Below are 17,903 nucleotides of genomic sequence, written 5' to 3' on the forward strand. Positions count from 1 at the left end.
TTAGAAGATTATTACATTTGTTGAAGAATTAATAAAATATCAATTTTCAAACATATTATTATGAGCATACCAGCAAATTTAAAGTACACAAAAGATCACGAATGGGTTAGCATCGAAGGCGATGTTGCAACTGTAGGAATTACTCATTTTGCACAAAAAGAGTTAGGAGATATTGTGTATGTTGAAGTAGAAACTTTAGATCAGACACTTGATAAAGATGAGGTTTTTGGAACAGTTGAAGCTGTAAAAACAGTTTCAGATTTGTTTTTACCTTTAACTGGAGAAATTATTGCTTTTAATGAAGATTTAGAAAGCGCACCTGAAACTGTCAATTCTGATCCTTACGGAGCCGGATGGATGATTAAAATTAAAATTGCTGATGCATCAGAAATAGATACTTTATTATCTGACGAAGCGTATAAAGAACTTATCGGTGCCTAAACAATTATTGTTAATCTGGGCAATTATCTGCTCCGGGATCATTGCGTACTTTTGTTTGATAGATTCAAGCAATATTCCGGCGGTAAATTTTCCAAGTATTGACAAGATTGTACATTTTTGCTTTCATTTTGGATTTACAATTTCCTGGATCTTATTCTTTAAAAAAGAACTCAAAGGGAAAGATGCTAATGATTACAAAGCATATTTGATTTCGTTTATTTTTTCTGTCTTTTTCGGAATAACAATCGAAATTCTGCAAAGTGTTTTAACCACAACAAGAGCATCAGATGTAACAGATGTTTTGGCCAATGCATTAGGTGCATTCACAGGAGTTTTTTCGGCAATAGCTTTTAAAAAACAAATCGATAAAATATAAGAATATAATTACCCACTTCGGTGGGTTTTTTATTGGCATAAAATCAAGCTTTTAAAACACTATTTTTTCTGAATTTAAATGTATTTTTGCCACATTCGATCTAACTTCAATATTATGAATGTTAAGCAATACTTAGATTCTACTTATTTAAAAACAGCTTCTCAAGCCGGAATTTCGGAAGAGAAGAATATTGTTGTGGTCAGAAATGCAATTTCAGAAGCGATTGATGAAAAGTTTAAACTAATAATGATTCGCCCTGAATATGTGAGTTTAGCCAAAGAAATGATTTTAAAATCAAATTCGAATCTGCTTGTTGGTACAGTGATAGATTTTCCAAAAGGAAATTCAAGTTTAGAATCCAAAATCAAAGAAGCCAATGAAGCAATTGAAAACGGAGCTGATGATTTGGATTTTGTCTGTAATTACGAAGCATTTAAAAATGGTGATGTTTCGTTAATTAAAGAAGAAATTTTAATTGGAACCCAAATTGGCCTGGCCAGTAATAAGACAGTAAAATGGATTATTGAAACAGCTGCTTTGACAGATAAACAAATTATCCAGTTTTCTGCATTAATAAAAAATGTTATTATATCAAATTTTAAAGAAGAAGATTATAGTTCGGTTTTTGTAAAATCATCAACAGGTTTTTACAATACCGAAAACAATCTGCCAAACGGAGCAACAGTTCCCGCTATTATCATGATGCTTGAAAACGCATCACCTTTACCTGTAAAAGCAGCCGGCGGCGTCCGCTCGTATGAAGATGCTGTACAAATGATTCGTTTAGGTGTTAAACGGATCGGTACATCGGCAGCAAAAGCGATTGCAGACGGAAAAAATACCACAAATCAATATTAAATAAAGCCCCAATCTACGTGAATAAGTTTTTTTTATCCTTTGTTATTATCTTGACCCCATTCTTTATTTTTTCTCAGGAAACAAATATAAAGCAAGGTTTTACTGCAGAACAGTTTCCAATTTTTCCACATTGCGAAAACCTTCAGTCTAAGAATTTAGAAAACTGCTTTTACAGAGAAGTGCAGAATTTTGTGTATGACAATTTTCAAATCCCCGAAACCTTAAAACAGAATAACTATAAAGGTGAAGTAAAAGTGCTTTTTGAAGTTGATGCTAATGGCGAATTTAAAGTTATTTATGTAAATGCGGCAAATGATTTATTATCTGAAGAAGCCAAACGTGTTTTTGGAAAATTCCCGAAAATAAAACCTTCTACTTATAATGGACAGCCAACTTATTCTAAATACACGATTTCAATTGATATTCCTTTAAAGAGTGCAGATCAGATTGCGGCAGAAGCTTTGGCAGCCTCTCAAATTTTGAAGCCAATTGAAAAACCAATGACTGAACTAGACAGTATAGTATACAAAAAATACAATATGCCTGAATTTGAAAGTCATTTAAATATTCCTTTTTCGCACAGCTATTATGCGCAGTTTGATGGGGCGATGAACCAGGTTGGGAGTAATAACCATACGGCTTCAAAACCTTATACATATGCTGAGGTTTCAAAATATTATAATTTAAAAGCAGTAAATGAATCGCTTCAGAAAAAAGTTTCAGGCTGGTGGGGCAGAAAACTCTGGAATGAAAACCTTGTTCAGATTCAGGGAGAAAATTACTGGCTGGCGCTAAACCCAATTTTGGATTTACAAATGGGAAAAGCCTCAGATCTTGACGCTTCTTATTCTTATGTAAATACGCGTGCGCTAAATTTTAGAGGCGGGCTGGGAGAACAAATCAATTTTACAACAACCATTTTTGAAAGTCAGGGCCGATTTGCAGGTTACTACAACGATTATGCAGAAACGCTAAAACCTTCAGGAGGAAATCCGGCAATTATTCCGGGAGTAGGAATTGCCAAAAGATTTAAAACCGATGCTTACGATTTTCCTTTGGCAGAAGCCAATATCACCTTTGCTCCAAGTAAAATATTTGATTTGCAATTAGGCTACGGAAGAAATTTTATTGGAGATGGATACCGCTCTTTGCTTGAAAGCGATGGAGCAAGCCCTTATCCATACTTTAAAATCAACACAAATTTCTGGAAAATAAAATATACCAATACTTACATGTGGCTTAAAGATGTTCGCCCGGACGTAACGGTTGACAGAACATACGCAAGTAAATATATGGCCAACCATTATTTGAGCTGGAATGTTTCAAACAAACTAAATTTAGGATTCTTTGAATCTGTTGTCTGGACAGATACCAACAACAGAGGATTTGATGTTAACTTTGTAAATCCTATTATTTTTTACCGTTCTGTTGAGTTTGCATCATCATCACGAAGCGGTAATGCGCTTTTAGGAATGACTTCGAAATACAAGTGGAATAACAATGTTAATTTATATGCTCAGTTTTTATTAGACGAATTCTCAATTGGAGATATGAAATCCGGAGATAAAAGCTGGAAAAATAAATTTGGATATCAGTTAGGAGCTAAATATTATAACGCTTTCCATGTAAAAGATTTGCTTTTGCAATTAGAATACAATCACGTGCGTCCGTATGTGTATTCTCATAGTGATCCTATTACAAATTATGCTCATAACAATCAAAGTATTGGACATCAATGGGGAGGAAATTTTGAAGAATTTATCGCAATTGGACGCTACCACAAAGGACGTCTCTTTGCAGATGCTAAATTTACAATTGGAAAAAGAGGTTTAGATTTTGATACTGCAGAAAATACTTTTAATTATGGAGGGAATATCTATAAGGATTATGATGAAAACCGTCCATATGATAAAGGTGTAAAAGTAGGACAGGGAAATAAAACGAGTATTTTTATTGCCGATATTCAGGGAGGATATTTGATAAATCCCATCACAAATTTAAAACTCTTTGGAAGTTTTATTTACAGAAATTTTGATCCGACACAAGAAACAGCGACGACATTTAAACAAAGTACAACATGGTTTACTATCGGTCTTCGTTCTGATATTTTTAACTGGTATTTTGATTATTAGAATTTTTAATAAGATTTTTCGAAGTAATAGTGTTAAAGATTGGCTAGTTCTTATTTTATAAAGGTTTTATCGAAAAAAATCTAATTTTAAAGTTCTAAATTCTATAATCTAATTTGTACATTTGCAGCACTCAAAAAAAAATATACAAAGACTACGGTATTGAACGCTGCTAAAAATACAATTTCAATAAAATCAATATTTCTGGATTTCAAAGAGATAACTAAGGCTGGTTTGGCTATTAGTGTTTTGTTCTCTTCTATAGCAGGATATTTATTAGGTGTTAACAGCGAACATCCTTTTAAATGGAGCGTTTTGCTTATTTTGTCAATTGGAGGATATTGCATGGTTGGAGCTTCAAATGCTTTTAATCAGGTAATAGAAAAAGATATCGATTCTTTAATGGACCGAACAAAAAACCGTCCGGTTCCTTCAGGCCGAATGTCTTCAATAACGGCATTAATTGTTGCAAGTCTGCTTACTATCACGGGCATTGCATTGTTGTATACTATAAATGCAAAGTCGGCGATGTTTGCTGCAATTTCAATATTTTTATATACCAGTATATATACACCATTAAAAACCGTAACTTCATTGTCTGTTTTTGTTGGTGCTTTTCCGGGAGCAATTCCGTTTATGTTAGGATGGGTTGCGGCAACAGGAGAATTTGGTATCGAAGCCGGAACATTATTCTTGATTCAGTTTTTCTGGCAGTTTCCACATTTTTGGGCAATTGGCTGGTTTTTGTATGATGATTATGCGAAAGCAGGTATTTTCATGCTTCCAACAGGAAATAAAGATAGAAAAACAGCTTTGCAGGTTATTTTATATACGATTTGGTTAATTATTGCTTCATTATTACCGGTTTTAGGGTATACAGGGCAATTGTTTATTTCGCCAATAGCTGCAGTTTTAGTGTTTTTACTTGGTTTGTGGATGTTGTTTTATGCAGTACGTTTGTATCAGCTCAGAACACCAAAAGCAGCGAGAACATTAATGCTTGTAAGTGTATCGTATATTTCGTTACTGCAGATTGTATTTATAGTAGATAAATTTTTAAGATAGTTATGGAAATGACAATTCAGGCGAGTGAAGAGCAGGTAAGAAAATCAAAATCGGCAAAACTGATTTTGTTATTCGCAATGGTTAGTATGACCATGATGTTTGCAGGACTTACAAGTGCATTTGTAGTTAGTAAATCCAGAGCAGACTGGTTGCAAAATTTTCAAATACCAACTGCATTTTATTTTAGTACCGCAGTTATTATTGGCTGCAGCGTTACTTTTTATTTAGCAAAAAAAGCAATTGAAAAAGGAAACAGAAGCGCAACTTCTGCATTTCTTTTAGGAACATTTGCTTTGGGGATTCTATTTGTAATCTTACAATTCAGAGGTTTTGGACAGATCATCGAAAGTGGTTATTATATGACAGGACAAGGTAGCTCAATTACTACAACTTTCCTTTATGTAATTGCCCTAATGCACCTATTGCACTTGGCGGGCGGATTAATTTCGCTTTTAATTATAATTTATAATCATTTTAAACAAAAATACAATCCGACTCAAACTCTTGGTATAGAACTAGGTGCGATGTATTGGCACTTTTTGGATTTATTGTGGGTATTATTATTTTTATTTTTATATTTCTTTAAATAAGAAAAAAACGTAAATTTGGGAACTTTTTAACGAATATCTTTTATGGAAGCGACAGTTACTACTGCAAACAACGACGAAAAAACTTGGGGAGGCGGTGAGCATATCCAGCCATTAGGAGCAAGTTATGGTAAAATGATGATGTGGTTTTTTATCGTATCAGATGCCTTGACATTCTCCGGATTCTTAGGTGCTTACGGTTTTTCTAGATTTAAATTTATTGAAACATGGCCATTGGCTGACGAAGTGTTTACTCACTTTCCTTTTATGCATGGTGTTTCGGCTCCTATGTATTATGTAGCCTTAATGACTTTTATCTTGATTTTTTCATCTGTAACAATGGTTTTAGCTGTTGATGCAGGTCATCAGTTAAAGAAAACAAAAGTTGCTGTTTACATGTTCTTAACTATTATTGGAGGTTTAATTTTCGTTGGTTCTCAAGCCTGGGAATGGAAAAACTTCATTAAAGGTGAATATGGTGCAGTTGAAACTAAAGGCGGAAGTTTATTACAGTTTGTTAAAGCTGATGGAACAAGAGTCGCTCTTGAAGAATTTGCTGTAAAATTACCGGAACAAAGAGAAGCTTTGACAAGAAGCAAAACAACCTGGTTCATGGAAGACGCACAGTCATTGCCAACTTATACAGTTGCTGAAGTTCAGGCTGGTTTTAAAGCACACCCTGAAATTTTAATCAGAACTGAAAAGCTTACTGAGAAAAAGAAAAAAACTGTTTTAACAAGAGCTGAATCTGAAGCTCGTTTAGTTGACGCAAAATATGTAGTAGAAGGAGCAAACTTAACTAGAAATGAATACGGTAGTAAACTATTTGCTGATTTCTTCTTCTTCATCACAGGATTCCACGGATTCCACGTATTCTCTGGGGTTATCATTAATATCATTATTTTCTTTAATGTATTATTAGGAACTTACGAGAAAAGAAGAAGCTACGAAATGGTAGAGAAGGTTGGTTTATACTGGCACTTTGTAGATTTGGTTTGGGTATTTGTATTTACAGTTTTCTACTTAGTTTAATTTTAGATTTTAATTATTATGTCACACGAGCACGTATCAAATACAAAAAGAATCTGGTTTGTTTTTGGATTACTATCAGTAGTAACTACAGTAGAGGTTATCCTTGGTATTTTAAAACCAGGAGTATTAGAATTTAATCATTTTATTGGTTTGAATTTGTTAAACTGGATATTTTATATCTTGACAATTTTCAAAGCTTATTATATTGTATGGGCATTCATGCACATGGAGGGTGAAAAAAGCAGCCTTAGATGGTCTGTTGTGTCACCAGTTATTTTCCTAGTATTATATTTATTGTTCATCTTGTTAACAGAAGGACACTATATTTATGGGGTTTTTAAAGATTCTACTATTAAATGGAATTTTTAACATGATATTAATTCGAAAAGAAGCTCCGTTTAACGGAGCTTTTTTTATTTTTGTATCTCAAAACTTCCGTTAAAACAATGAAAAAAAATATAGTTCTTTTTGTGCTTTTTGTTTTACCAATTGTAGCCTATTTGTTTTTTGCTTCTGGTGTAAATAGTTTTACAAAACTTCCTGTAATTACTCCAAAAATTGCCGACTTTGGAAACTGGAAATCTCTCGACGGCAAAAAAGTTTCTCTCGATAAAAAAATTACTGTTTTGGGTTTCTCGGGATCTGATATTTTAAACAGAAGAGGGAACTACTTTAATCTTAATGAAAAAATCTACAAACGTTATAATGGTTTTCAGGATCTTCAGTTTGTAGTTGTTTGTCCGCTTGGTACAGAAGCTGAAGCTCAAAAACTTGTTGATGCCCTTAAGCCTTTTACAGATGTTTCAGGATGGAATTTTATTTTTGCTTCGCCCGATGAAATACAGGCATTTTATAATCAGCTGCATTTAAAAGGAAAACTAGATGAGACACTTGGGACTTCAAATGTTTTTATTGTAGATAAAGAAAGAAATTTAAGAGGCCGGAAAGGTGCAGATAAAGATAAAAAGGATGAATACAAAGAAGGGTACGACACCTTTCATCCATCTGAATTAAGCAATGAAATGCTTGATGACTTTAAGATTATTCTATACGAATACCGTGCTGCCCTTAAAAAGAATCATAACGCTACTAAGCAACTTTAAATATAGATACAATGTTCAAAAATAAATCTTATATAGGAATTTCATTCATTATTTTGATTTTTGGAATTTATGCTGTGCCAAAAATTGTAGACAGAATTAAAAATGGCGATGTTGTAAAAGGAAATCGTTTAGATAATGTTGGTTCTAAATCTTCTAACACAGACGGAAAATTATTGGTTATTGGAAAAGCTCCAAAATTTGAATTAACCAATCAGGACAATGTCAAAATTTCAAATGATACCTATAAAGGAAAAGTGTATGTTTTAGAATTTTTCTTTACTACTTGTCCGTCAATCTGCCCGAAGATGAACATGAGTATGCTGGAAATTGAAAAAACATTTTTTGGAAACCCTAATTTCGGAATCGTTTCCATTACAATCGATCCCGTACATGACACGCCTCAGGTTTTAAAAGACCACGCAAAATTGTTAGGTGTTAAATCATCAACATGGAACTTTTTAACAGGAGACAGAAATGTGATTATGGATTTATCCAATAAAGGATTTAATCTTTATGCCGGTGAAAATTCAAAAGTAAGCGGAGGTTTCGAACATTCCGGATTATTTGCTTTAATTGATAAAAACGGAAATATCCGATGCAGGAAAGATGAATTCGGGAACCCGAATATTTATTATGACGGTTTAGATAAAAAAGGCGTTAGAGACATTCAGGAAGATATTAAAATACTATTAGAAGAATAAAAATGGAAGATCATTCACTAGAAAAAAAATACAATAAATACATCGTTGCGGTTTCAATTATTATTCCGTTACTCGTAGGCATTCTTTTTGCAATCAAATTAAAAGACTTTGGAATTAACGTAGAACCACTTTCATTTCTGCCTCTAATTTATTCTGCTACAAATGGTCTTACAGCTATTGTTTTAATTGCAGCTGTAATCGCTGTTAAGAACGGAAAACTTAAACTGCATGAACGTTTAATGACATTTGCAATTGCTTTGTCATTGGCTTTTTTAGCCATGTATGTTGCTTATCATATGACTGCAGATTCAACTAAATTTGGAGACGTAAATCATGATCGAATTCTAGATACAGTTGAAAAAGCTAAAGTAGGCGCTGTAAGATATTTATATGCTTTTATTTTAATCACACATATTATTTTATCAGTTGTAATTATTCCTTTAGTATTGATTACTTATGTGAGAGCATTGGCTCAAAAATTTGATAAACACAGAAAAATAGCTAAAATTACCTTTCCGCTTTGGTTGTACGTTGCGGTTACAGGTGTTATAGTCTATTTAATGATTTCTCCTTATTATGTATATTAAAAATAAAATCAACAAAACAAATTCCAAAATCCAAAGCTTTATTCTTGGAATTTGTCTTTTTTTAATTGGAATTTCAGCGAATGCGCAATGTGCAATGTGTCGCGCCGCGCTTGCCGGAGATTCAAATGTAAAAAAAGCAGAAGCTGTAAATGACGGAATCGTTTTTTTAATGATTATTCCCTATTTACTGGTAGCCATAATCGGTTTTCTTATTTACAAGATGTACCGGTCTAAAAAGAAAAAGGCAGAAATATAATTCTGCCTTTTTTTATTTCAATCCATTAACAGAAACATTTACCGTTCCGTTAATTTTGATAAAAGCGATAATGGCCTGATTGGTTAACTGAATTTTATCAAACTGAATATCTTCCATTTTTCCGTTTACAAAAACGCCCGGCATTGGCGAATAGTTTTTTAGATAAGAAGCCATACTTTTTTTGCCTTCTTCTAAATTAGGCTGTATGGAATACCTGCAGCTTTCTTCCATCTTTTTTAAGACATAACCCTGAACAAGCCAGTTTGCAGTTCGCATAAGCTTACTTTTAGTATCTAAAACATAATCCAGTTTTTCAAAAAATATTTCTTTTGTCTGCGGATTGTACTGCGGAAAACCATTTAAATATAATGTACCATTTATCGATCCTAAAACATCAAGTGCAATTACCATTTTGCCGTCTTTATGCCAGATAGAAACATTTTTAACGGTTACTTTTTTACTTCCTGAACCAAATTCCTGTCCGGCAAAATTCCTGGTCATAATTTTTGAAGCATCAACATAACTTGAAATAGCGGCAATATTGGCTGAAATCTGATTTGGAATTTTAGTAACCGGTTTTAAAACAATTTTACTGGCATTAAATTTAGATTCCGGTTGTTTGCCCACAATGGTTTCCATATTGCATTTCATTCCCATTTCCATCAAAAAAGAATCATTTTTCAGTTTTGCATTGGTAGAATAAATTTCAATAGGAACAATTCGCAGCCAGCTTTCATAAGTATCACTCATTTGAAACGGCGTACAAATTTTTTCTAAAGCAGATAAAACATTTGGCTTAAAATCCATTGATTTTTCAATAGCATCATCAATAGTATGTTCTAATTTAGATTTGAAAATTGAAATTGCAGGATTGATCAGATATGTAATTGGCAGATTTTTTCCAAAAACAATCATCGTCGGACTTTCACTCCATTCTAAAGATTTGAATTCGGTTTTAGTATTTAATTTCCAATTTGTTAAAGCAGCTTCGCTTGACAATGTTATAACCCCGTTTAAATTGAACTCTCTTGTATCGTAAAGTTCAACACCCAATTTTTTAGTACCAATTCTGTATTTAATATTGGCTTTTAACGGAAGAATTGTTTTTATTTTTTTATCAGGATTCGAAGGATCATTCTGAATTTTAATAGGAGCCTGTTTCCAGATTTTTATTTCGATGTCATCATCTTCTATATTATTATCTTCATAAATCAATCCGTTTAAGAGAGTATTGGTTTGATTTTCAATATCATTTAGCTTAACGGTAATCGGCAGATTAATAAAGGATGGATTCGCATCGTAAACTAACGGACTCGCATCATCAGGTTCTGGTTTTAAAGTTTCTAATTTTTGAGATGTAGAACAGCTTATAAATGCTGCAGTTACCGCAAACATTGAGATTATGGAAAAAAATTTCATAATTAATGATTTTTTAAAATAAAGCAAAATTAAGAAAACAATTAAATTATTCTGACAAACTGTAACATTTGATAATAACTACCGTCTTATTTAAATAATGAAACATAATTATTAACGTTTTATTATCATAATTTACTTATAAAATATATTATTATTGTTTTAAAAATTTAACAATACCATGATCGAAATTAAAGATTTGCATAAATCCTATAAAATGGGAAGTTCTGAACTTCATGTGTTGAAAGGAATAAATTTTAATATTGCCGAAGGAGAATTAGTAGCGATTATGGGTTCATCCGGATCTGGAAAATCGACTCTTCTTAATATTTTAGGGATTCTTGATGAAGCAGATTCTGGTAGTTATATTTTAGACAATACTCCAATTAAGAAATTAAACGAAACTTTAGCTTCAAAATACAGGAATAAATTTCTGGGTTTTGTTTTTCAGTCTTTCAATCTCATCAATTATAAATCGGCATTAGATAACGTTGCTATGCCTTTATACTATCAGGGCGTAAAAAGAAAAGAACGTTATGATATAGCAATGAAATATCTTGAAAAAGTTGGCTTGGGATCTCATTCACACCATTTGCCAAATGAGCTTTCGGGAGGTCAAAAACAGCGTGTTGCCATTGCAAGGGCACTGGCTTCGAATCCTAAAGTTTTATTGGCCGATGAACCGACAGGAGCTTTAGATACCAAAACTTCTTATGAAGTTATGGAACTTATTCAAGGAATTAACGATGAAGGAAAAACGATTTTGATCGTTACACACGAACCTGATATTGCCGCAATGTGCAAAAGAAATGTAGTCCTGAAAGACGGATTAATTATCGATGATAAATTAGTAGAACAAGTTAGAGCTTCATCTTATGTTTAATATTGAACGCTGGCAGGAAATATTTGATGCCATTTCAAAAAACCGACTTCGAACATTTCTGACAGGAATTTCGGTAGCGTCGGGAATTTTTATTTTGGTGATTTTGCTCGGAGCGGGTAAAGGACTTCAAAATGGTATTGAAAAGCAGTTTGAACGTGATGCTGCCGGAATTATTGAGGTTTGGGCCGGTACCACAACAAAAGAATATAAAGGATTGAACCCAGGAAGACAGGTTCAGTTTCGAAATAGTGATTATAACCAATCAGTTCAAAAATTTGAGGAAAAATTAGATTTAAGAGCTTCAACACAAAACTATTGGGGAGCGCAATTTGCGTATGGAAAAGAAAATGGAAATTATCAATATAGAGGAGTAAATCCTGATTACGGAGGAATTGAAAACCTTACCATAGTTCAGGGGCGATATGTAAATAGTAAAGACTTAGCTAATAATGAAAAAGTCGCTACTATTGGTATGAAAATTAAAACAGATTTGTTTAAAGATCAGGATGCCCTTGGAAAAGAAATTCAAATAAATAATATCAATTTTAAAGTAATTGGCATTTTTACAGATCCGGGAGGAGAAAGAGAAGAAGCAAGAGCTTATCTGCCATTAACAACTGTTCAGAGAACTTTTGGAGCGGGAGATAAAATCAGCAATATGTTTTTTACTTTGAAAAAGACAAAAGATTATGATGAAGCCCTGGCCCAATCTGAAAAGTTTACTCAGGATTTAAAAGAGCTGCTCAAAAGTAAAAACATGGTCGCTCCGGAAGACGACAGCGGAATTGGGGCTTATAATTCGGTTAAAGATGCCAAACAGTTTTATGATTTGAATTTATACATCAGACTGTTTTTTTGGTGGGTGGGAATTTGTACCATTATTGCCGGAGTTGTTGGTGTAAGTAATATCATGCTGATCATTGTAAAAGAAAGAACTAAAGAAATTGGGATTAGGAAAGCATTAGGCGCATCGCCGTTTTCTATTATTTCGATGATTCTTCACGAATCAATTTTTATTACCACAATAGCAGGTTTTGTCGGACTTTTGGCGAGTTTATTGCTGCTGGAATTTGTAGGGCCAATGGTTCAGAGTGAATATTTTAGAAATCCTGAGGTAGATTTTAGTGTGGCCCTGACAACACTTTTTTTGCTTGTATTTGCAGGTGCCGTTGCCGGATTTTTTCCGGCATACAGAGCCGCCAAAATTAAACCGATTGTAGCACTTAGAGACGAATAGTTATGTTTAAAAAAGATAATTGGGACGAGATTTTACAGGCTTTGACAGCCAATCCTTTCAGAACTATTCTGACCGCTTTTGGTGTATTTTGGGGGATTTTTATTCTGGTGATTTTACTTGCTGCAGGTAATGGTTTGGAAAATGGTATTAAAAAAGGATTTGACGGAATCGCTACAAATACAATGTTTATGTGGAGTCAGACTACGTCTAAAGCATATAAAGGACTGCCAAAAACACGCCGTTATGATTTTAGAAACAGCGATGTGGCGGCTTTAAAAGCAGCGTTGCCAGATTTATTATATGTTTCTCCAAGAAATCAGTTAGGAGATTTTAACGGAACAAACAATGTTGTCCGAGGAACAAAAACTTCTGCATTTACCATTTATGGGGATTATCCGGAACTGATTAAACAACAGCCAATGGATATTACAAAAGGCAGATTTATAAACCAGCAGGATATTCTCGATAGAAGAAAAATTGCTATAATTGGTACAGGTGTTATCAGTGAACTTTATGGAAAAGAAGAAGATGCTGTAGGGACTTATATCAAAATCAACGGAATAAATTTTATGGTTGTTGGAGTTTATAAATCCAAACAGCAAGGAGGAAATGCAGAACAGGAGCAAAAAAATATTTTTATTCCGTTTACTACTTTTCAGCAGGCTTTTAATTATGGTGATAAAGTAGGGTGGATGGCGCTTACTGCAAAAGACGAAACCTCTATTACCGATTTAAAACCTAAAATTTTAGAAATTATAAAATCGCTTCATTCAATTAATCCGGCAGATGACAGAGCGGTTGGAAATTTTGATTTGTACGAGCAGTTTAATAAAGTACAGAGCTTATTTAACATTCTAAAAATCATTGCTTATTTTGTTGGAACACTGGTTTTGATTTCCGGAGTAATTGGAATTTCAAATATCATGCTGATTGTAGTGAAAGAGCGCACAAAAGAAATAGGAATCAGAAGAGCATTAGGAGCAACACCGGGTGCGATACGCGGACAGATTTTATCAGAATCTATATTTTTAACTATTATTTCTGGAATGTTTGGAATTGCCGTCGCAACCGGAATTATTGCGCTCTTAAATATGGCGCTCGATTCGATGCCGCCCGGAAATGACACCATGTTTGCTAATCCAAGTGTTGATTTAGGCGTTGTATTTGTAGCCTTAATAATATTAGTAGGATCTGGTTTGCTGGCAGGATTTATTCCGGCGCAGACCGCAATTAATGTAAAGCCTGTAGATGCTTTACGAACAGAATAAAATTATCAATCAAAATAATCGATTAAACCGAAAACAAAATGAAAAAAGGAGTAACCGTAACCATTTTAATTTTAATTGCCATAGTCTTTTTTGGAGCGCTTTATTATTTATACGCGAAGAATCAGGCATCACCAATTGTTTTTAAAACGGAGAAAGCAGAGATTAAAACTATTGTAAAAAATACAATCGCAACTGGTAATATTCAGCCTGATGAAGAGGTCCTAATCAAACCAAATATTTCAGGTATTATTGAGCAGGTTTACATCAAAGCGGGAGAAAAAATTAAAGCTGGCGATATGATTGCCAAAATTAGAGTTGTAGCAAATGTTTCTAATGTCAGCAGTACTCAAAATCAAGTTCAGACAGCTAAAATTGCTTTGGATAACCAGGAAAAAATTTACCAGAGACAAAAAACGCTTTTTGATAAAGATGTAATTTCTGCTAATGATTTTGATGCTGCACAAGTTGCCTATAAACAAGCAAAACAAAATTATCTGGCGGCAAAACAAAACTTAGATATCGTTAAAACAGGTACAACAACTTCATTAGGAAGTTATGCGAATACTTTAATTCGTTCGACTGTTAACGGAATGGTTTTACAGGTTCCTGTAAAAGTTGGAAATCAGGTTATTGAAAGTAATAATTTCAACGAAGGAACCACTATTGCAAGTGTTGCCGATGTTGGAAGAATGATTTTTATTGGAAAAATTGACGAATCTGAAGTTGGAAAAATCAAAGAAAAAATGCCAATTGAAATCACAGTTGGAGCTATTGAAAATAAAAAGTTTGAAGCTGTTTTGACTGATATAGCGCCAAAAGGAGTGGTAGAAAACGGAGCAATTCAGTTTGAAATAAAAGCAAGATTAGAAAACAAAGGAGATACATTTATTAGAGCCGGTTTAAGTGCAAATGCATCTATTATTCTTGAAAAAGCTGATAAAGTATTGGCTATAAAAGAATCATTAGTTCAGTTTGACAAAAAAACTCAAAAACCTTATGTGGAAGTGGAAACAGCACCGCAAAAATTTCAAAGAAGAGATTTGGTTCTTGGCGTAAGCGACGGAATTTACGTTCAGGTTAAAAGCGGTATCAAAAACACAGATAAAATTAAAATCTGGAATCAGGGTTTAATTGATGAAAAGGAAGAGAAAAAGTAATTTGAAATTATAACGAGTTTTTGGTTTTAAAAAATGTTAAATTTGCGTAGTCTGGTTTACTGCGCTTCATTCAAAGTATATGAAAATAAATAAATATAATAGCCTTGTTTTTGCCCTCTTATTCGGTTTTGGAATAGTTGGACATGCACAAACAAAACAATGGACACTGGAAGAATGTGTGAGATATGCATTAGATAATAATATCACAATTAAATTATCCGAGCTCGACGTAAAAACAGCAAATATTGATAAAAGAGGCGCATTAGGAAGTTATCTTCCAACGGTAAATGGTAATGCTTCTCATTCATGGAATATTGGTTTGAACGTAAACCCTGTAACTAACATTGCCACTACACAAACGACCCAGTATTCTTCATTAGGCGTTAATGCAAATGTTGATATCTACAAAGGTTTGCAAAATCAAAATGCTTACAGAAGAGCAACACTTTCAATTATAGCATCAAAATATCAGCTGTTGAAAATGCAGGAAGATATTTCATTAAACGTTGCGAACGCTTTTCTTCAGATTTTATCAAATAAAGAAGACCTGAAAATAAAGAAAGAGCAATTAACAATTGATGAAAAACGTTATGCACGTTCTGAAGAAATGGTAAATGCGGGAACAATTCCGCGTGGCGATTTATTTGATCTGAAAGCGACTGTTGCTACAGATAAGCAAAATATTACAGTTTCTGAAAACAATTTATTGATTTCAAAATTAAGTTTAGCCCAGCTTTTACAATTAAAAGAATTTGCAGATTTTGACGTTGTAGACGACACAAATGCGACAGATGAAAATAATATCATGGCGCAAACACCAATTGATATTTACAATAAAGCAAAAGAAACAAGAACGGAATTAAAATTAGCGCAGACTAATCTTGAAATTGCCGAGAAAAATGTTGCGATTGCAAAAGGTGCTTATCAGCCAACTTTGAGAGGTTTTTATCAATTTAGTACAAGTGCCAGTTACAGTGATCGATTAATTGGAACTGATCCTGTTACTAAACAACCAATTTATGCAGGACCAGATCCTGTTTTTACTCAGTTTAGTGATAACAAAGGACACAATTTTGGTTTTCAATTAAGTGTTCCAATATTTAATGGATTTTCTGCCAAAAACAATGTTGAAAGAAACAAAGTAAGTTTAGAGAAATCTAAAATAGATTTAGAGCAAAAAAGTTTAGATTTGCAGCGTAATGTTTACACAGCATTTACAGATGCAAAAGGAGCTTTAAATACTTATGAATCTGCTACTGTAACTCTTGAAGCAAGACAGCAGGCTTACAATTATGCTAAAGAAAAGTACGATGTTGGTTTAATGAATTCATTCGATTTTACACAAGCACAAACTTTGCTGACAAATGCACAATCTGACGTTATCAGAACGAAATACGATTACATGTTTAAAATTAAGATACTTGAGTTCTATTTCGGAATTCCAATTGTTCCAATTATTACAAAATAATTTATTATGTCAAAAAAAACAGTTTACTTCTTAGTTGGTTTAGCCGTAGTTATTATTATAGCGTTAGTTGGGCTTTCCAAAGCAGGAGTAATAGGAAATAAAGATGAAGGAAAAGAAGTTGAAACATCAAAAGTAGTGGCTTCAACAATTGTTGAAACAGTTTCGGCAACTGGAAAAATCCAGCCGGAAATTGAAGTAAAACTTTCATCAATGGTTTCCGGTGAAATTATTGCACTAAATGTAAAAGAAGGTCAGGTTGTAAAAAAAGGAGATCTGCTGGTAAAAATAAATCCTGATTTATATACATCAGGATTAGAAAGATCGGTAGCCAATTTATCAGGAACAAAAGCCGGTTTAGTGCAGTCTGAAGCCAGTTTTAAAGAGGCAAAAGCAAATTATGAGCGCAATAAAACGCTTTATGATAAAGGTGTGATTTCAAAATCTGATTGGGATAAAGCTATTTCGACTTATGAAGTAGCAAAAGCAACAAAACAATCTTCTTACTATAATGTTCAGAGCGCTTCGGCGTCTGTAACAGAAGCCAGAGACAACTTAGGCCGTACAACAATTTATGCTCCGGCAGATGGTACAATTTCTGTATTAAACGTGGAGTTGGGAGAACGTGTTTTAGGAACGCAGCAAATGGCTGGAACAGAACTTTTAAGAGTTGCCAACCTGAATAATATGGAGGTTGAAGTTGATGTAAACGAAAATGATATCGTAAAAATTAAAATAGGTGACGAGGCAAATGTTGAAGTCGATGCTTATTTAAAAAAGAAATTTAAAGGTGTTGTAACCAGTATTTCAAATTCAGCAAGTACAACTTTGACTTCAGATCAGGTTACGAATTTCAAAGTTAAAGTTCGTATTTTAAAAGATTCCTATCAGGATTTGTTAGAAGGAAAGCCAGCAGCATATTCACCTTTCAGACCGGGAATGACCGCTACAGTTGACATTATTACCACAACTAAAAACAATGTTTTGGCAGTGCCGATTAGTTCAGTTGTCGTAAAATCTGATACTACAGCCGTAAAAGATTTTACAGTTGAAGATCCGAATGAGAAAAAAGCAGCTCCAAAAAGCGATAAAAAATTCGAATGTGTTTTTGTAAAAGTTGGAGACAAAGCTAAAATCAGAATTATCAAAACCGGAATTCAGGACGATACCAATATTGAAGTAATGTCCGGATTAAAACCGGGAGATGTTGTCATTACAGGGCCATATACAACAGTTTCAAAAGAATTAAATTCCGGCGATAAAGTAAAGTCCAAAAAAGCAGAAGCTTCTAAGAAATAAATAACATATTTGTCTGAACTTCACTCAGTCTGCCATAATAATT

At 33.5% G+C, this 17,903-nt stretch carries 19 protein-coding genes; 18 read left to right on the forward strand and 1 reads right to left on the reverse strand.

Going from position 1 to position 17,903, the window contains the following annotated elements; all coding sequences use genetic code 11:
* The first annotated feature begins 60 nt into the window (after positions 1-60).
* The 12 genes from gcvH to ASE21_RS15610 all read left to right on the forward strand — a co-directional run bounded on the left by gcvH (position 61) and on the right by ASE21_RS15610 (position 9,135).
* Complete coding sequence (gene gcvH, locus ASE21_RS15555; RefSeq protein ID WP_057123614.1) at positions 61-441, forward strand: glycine cleavage system protein GcvH; 381 nt, start codon at positions 61-63, stop codon at positions 439-441.
* Positions 434-817 carry a VanZ family protein gene (locus ASE21_RS15560; protein WP_057123615.1) on the forward strand — a complete coding sequence of 128 codons (384 nt, stop codon included), beginning with the start codon at positions 434-436 and terminating at the stop codon, positions 815-817. Before gcvH ends, ASE21_RS15560 begins: the two co-directional genes overlap by 8 nt.
* Before the next feature lie 114 nt (positions 818-931).
* On the forward strand, positions 932-1,675 hold the full coding sequence (gene deoC / locus ASE21_RS15565; protein ID WP_057123616.1) for a deoxyribose-phosphate aldolase: 744 nt from the start codon (positions 932-934) through the stop codon (positions 1,673-1,675).
* 17 nt (positions 1,676-1,692) lie between these two features.
* Positions 1,693-3,807 (forward strand): energy transducer TonB, encoded by a 2,115-nt coding sequence (locus tag ASE21_RS15570; RefSeq protein ID WP_057123617.1) that lies wholly within the window; start codon positions 1,693-1,695, stop codon positions 3,805-3,807.
* A 159-nt stretch (positions 3,808-3,966) separates the two neighbouring features.
* Entirely contained in the window at positions 3,967-4,869 is a 903-nt protein-coding gene (gene cyoE, locus ASE21_RS15575; protein ID WP_057123618.1) for a heme o synthase, read from the forward strand.
* 2 nt (positions 4,870-4,871) lie between these two features.
* The gene (locus ASE21_RS15580; RefSeq protein ID WP_057123619.1) at positions 4,872-5,459 is read left to right on the forward strand and encodes a heme-copper oxidase subunit III; all 588 of its coding nucleotides are present in this window, start codon (positions 4,872-4,874) and stop codon (positions 5,457-5,459) included.
* 42 nt (positions 5,460-5,501) lie between these two features.
* Positions 5,502-6,488 carry a cytochrome c oxidase subunit 3 gene (locus ASE21_RS15585; protein WP_057123620.1) on the forward strand — a complete coding sequence of 329 codons (987 nt, stop codon included), beginning with the start codon at positions 5,502-5,504 and terminating at the stop codon, positions 6,486-6,488.
* Between the two features lie 18 nt (positions 6,489-6,506).
* Positions 6,507-6,857 carry a cytochrome C oxidase subunit IV family protein gene (locus ASE21_RS15590; protein WP_057123621.1) on the forward strand — a complete coding sequence of 117 codons (351 nt, stop codon included), beginning with the start codon at positions 6,507-6,509 and terminating at the stop codon, positions 6,855-6,857.
* Positions 6,858-6,934: 77 nt separating this feature from the next.
* Entirely contained in the window at positions 6,935-7,591 is a 657-nt protein-coding gene (locus ASE21_RS15595; RefSeq protein ID WP_057123622.1) for a hypothetical protein, read from the forward strand.
* An 11-nt stretch (positions 7,592-7,602) separates the two neighbouring features.
* Complete coding sequence (locus ASE21_RS15600; protein ID WP_057123623.1) at positions 7,603-8,292, forward strand: SCO family protein; 690 nt, start codon at positions 7,603-7,605, stop codon at positions 8,290-8,292.
* 2 nt (positions 8,293-8,294) lie between these two features.
* Positions 8,295-8,879, forward strand: coding sequence for a DUF420 domain-containing protein (locus ASE21_RS15605; RefSeq protein ID WP_057123624.1), 585 nt, complete (start codon positions 8,295-8,297; stop codon positions 8,877-8,879).
* Positions 8,869-9,135 (forward strand): hypothetical protein, encoded by a 267-nt coding sequence (locus ASE21_RS15610; RefSeq protein WP_057123625.1) that lies wholly within the window; start codon positions 8,869-8,871, stop codon positions 9,133-9,135. The genes ASE21_RS15605 and ASE21_RS15610 overlap by 11 nt, the downstream gene beginning before the upstream one ends.
* Before the next feature lie 12 nt (positions 9,136-9,147).
* Here the strand turns inward: ASE21_RS15610 and ASE21_RS15615 are convergent, their stop codons facing one another.
* Positions 9,148-10,554 carry a DUF4403 family protein gene (locus tag ASE21_RS15615; protein WP_057123626.1) on the reverse strand — a complete coding sequence of 469 codons (1,407 nt, stop codon included), beginning with the start codon at positions 10,552-10,554 and terminating at the stop codon, positions 9,148-9,150.
* 178 nt (positions 10,555-10,732) lie between these two features.
* On the opposite strand from ASE21_RS15615, the gene ASE21_RS15620 reads away from it, so the two are divergent.
* The 6 genes from ASE21_RS15620 to ASE21_RS15645 all read left to right on the forward strand — a co-directional run bounded on the left by ASE21_RS15620 (position 10,733) and on the right by ASE21_RS15645 (position 17,860).
* Positions 10,733-11,434, forward strand: coding sequence for an ABC transporter ATP-binding protein (locus tag ASE21_RS15620; protein ID WP_053471651.1), 702 nt, complete (start codon positions 10,733-10,735; stop codon positions 11,432-11,434).
* Positions 11,427-12,671: an ABC transporter permease gene (locus tag ASE21_RS15625; RefSeq protein ID WP_057123627.1), complete on the forward strand. Its 1,245-nt coding sequence runs from the start codon at positions 11,427-11,429 to the stop codon at positions 12,669-12,671. The genes ASE21_RS15620 and ASE21_RS15625 overlap by 8 nt, the downstream gene beginning before the upstream one ends.
* Before the next feature lie 2 nt (positions 12,672-12,673).
* Positions 12,674-13,939: an ABC transporter permease gene (locus ASE21_RS15630; RefSeq protein WP_057123628.1), complete on the forward strand. Its 1,266-nt coding sequence runs from the start codon at positions 12,674-12,676 to the stop codon at positions 13,937-13,939.
* Between the two features lie 38 nt (positions 13,940-13,977).
* The gene (locus ASE21_RS15635) at positions 13,978-15,096 is read left to right on the forward strand and encodes an efflux RND transporter periplasmic adaptor subunit (protein WP_057123629.1); all 1,119 of its coding nucleotides are present in this window, start codon (positions 13,978-13,980) and stop codon (positions 15,094-15,096) included.
* A 79-nt stretch (positions 15,097-15,175) separates the two neighbouring features.
* Positions 15,176-16,564, forward strand: coding sequence for a TolC family protein (locus tag ASE21_RS15640; protein WP_057123630.1), 1,389 nt, complete (start codon positions 15,176-15,178; stop codon positions 16,562-16,564).
* Positions 16,565-16,570: 6 nt separating this feature from the next.
* On the forward strand, positions 16,571-17,860 hold the full coding sequence (locus tag ASE21_RS15645; RefSeq protein ID WP_057123631.1) for an efflux RND transporter periplasmic adaptor subunit: 1,290 nt from the start codon (positions 16,571-16,573) through the stop codon (positions 17,858-17,860).
* Positions 17,861-17,903 lie beyond the last annotated feature (43 nt).

Source organism: Flavobacterium sp. Root901 (assembly GCF_001429765.1).
In the GTDB taxonomy this organism is placed as follows: Bacteria; Bacteroidota; Bacteroidia; order Flavobacteriales; family Flavobacteriaceae; genus Flavobacterium.

Coding starts and splice junctions, on each gene's coding strand:
- ASE21_RS15635 (WP_057123629.1), top strand. CDS start 13,978: ATGAAAAAAGGAGTAACCGTAACCATTTTAATTTTAATTGCCATAGTC.
- ASE21_RS15610 (WP_057123625.1), top strand. CDS start 8,869: ATGTATATTAAAAATAAAATCAACAAAACAAATTCCAAAATCCAAAGC.
- ASE21_RS15640 (WP_057123630.1), top strand. CDS start 15,176: ATGAAAATAAATAAATATAATAGCCTTGTTTTTGCCCTCTTATTCGGT.
- ASE21_RS15645 (WP_057123631.1), top strand. CDS start 16,571: ATGTCAAAAAAAACAGTTTACTTCTTAGTTGGTTTAGCCGTAGTTATT.
- deoC (WP_057123616.1), top strand. CDS start 932: ATGAATGTTAAGCAATACTTAGATTCTACTTATTTAAAAACAGCTTCT.
- ASE21_RS15595 (WP_057123622.1), top strand. CDS start 6,935: ATGAAAAAAAATATAGTTCTTTTTGTGCTTTTTGTTTTACCAATTGTA.
- ASE21_RS15585 (WP_057123620.1), top strand. CDS start 5,502: ATGGAAGCGACAGTTACTACTGCAAACAACGACGAAAAAACTTGGGGA.
- ASE21_RS15605 (WP_057123624.1), top strand. CDS start 8,295: ATGGAAGATCATTCACTAGAAAAAAAATACAATAAATACATCGTTGCG.
- ASE21_RS15630 (WP_057123628.1), top strand. CDS start 12,674: ATGTTTAAAAAAGATAATTGGGACGAGATTTTACAGGCTTTGACAGCC.
- ASE21_RS15590 (WP_057123621.1), top strand. CDS start 6,507: ATGTCACACGAGCACGTATCAAATACAAAAAGAATCTGGTTTGTTTTT.
- ASE21_RS15600 (WP_057123623.1), top strand. CDS start 7,603: ATGTTCAAAAATAAATCTTATATAGGAATTTCATTCATTATTTTGATT.
- ASE21_RS15625 (WP_057123627.1), top strand. CDS start 11,427: ATGTTTAATATTGAACGCTGGCAGGAAATATTTGATGCCATTTCAAAA.
- ASE21_RS15620 (WP_053471651.1), top strand. CDS start 10,733: ATGATCGAAATTAAAGATTTGCATAAATCCTATAAAATGGGAAGTTCT.
- ASE21_RS15615 (WP_057123626.1), bottom strand. CDS start 10,554: ATGAAATTTTTTTCCATAATCTCAATGTTTGCGGTAACTGCAGCATTT.
- gcvH (WP_057123614.1), top strand. CDS start 61: ATGAGCATACCAGCAAATTTAAAGTACACAAAAGATCACGAATGGGTT.
- ASE21_RS15580 (WP_057123619.1), top strand. CDS start 4,872: ATGGAAATGACAATTCAGGCGAGTGAAGAGCAGGTAAGAAAATCAAAA.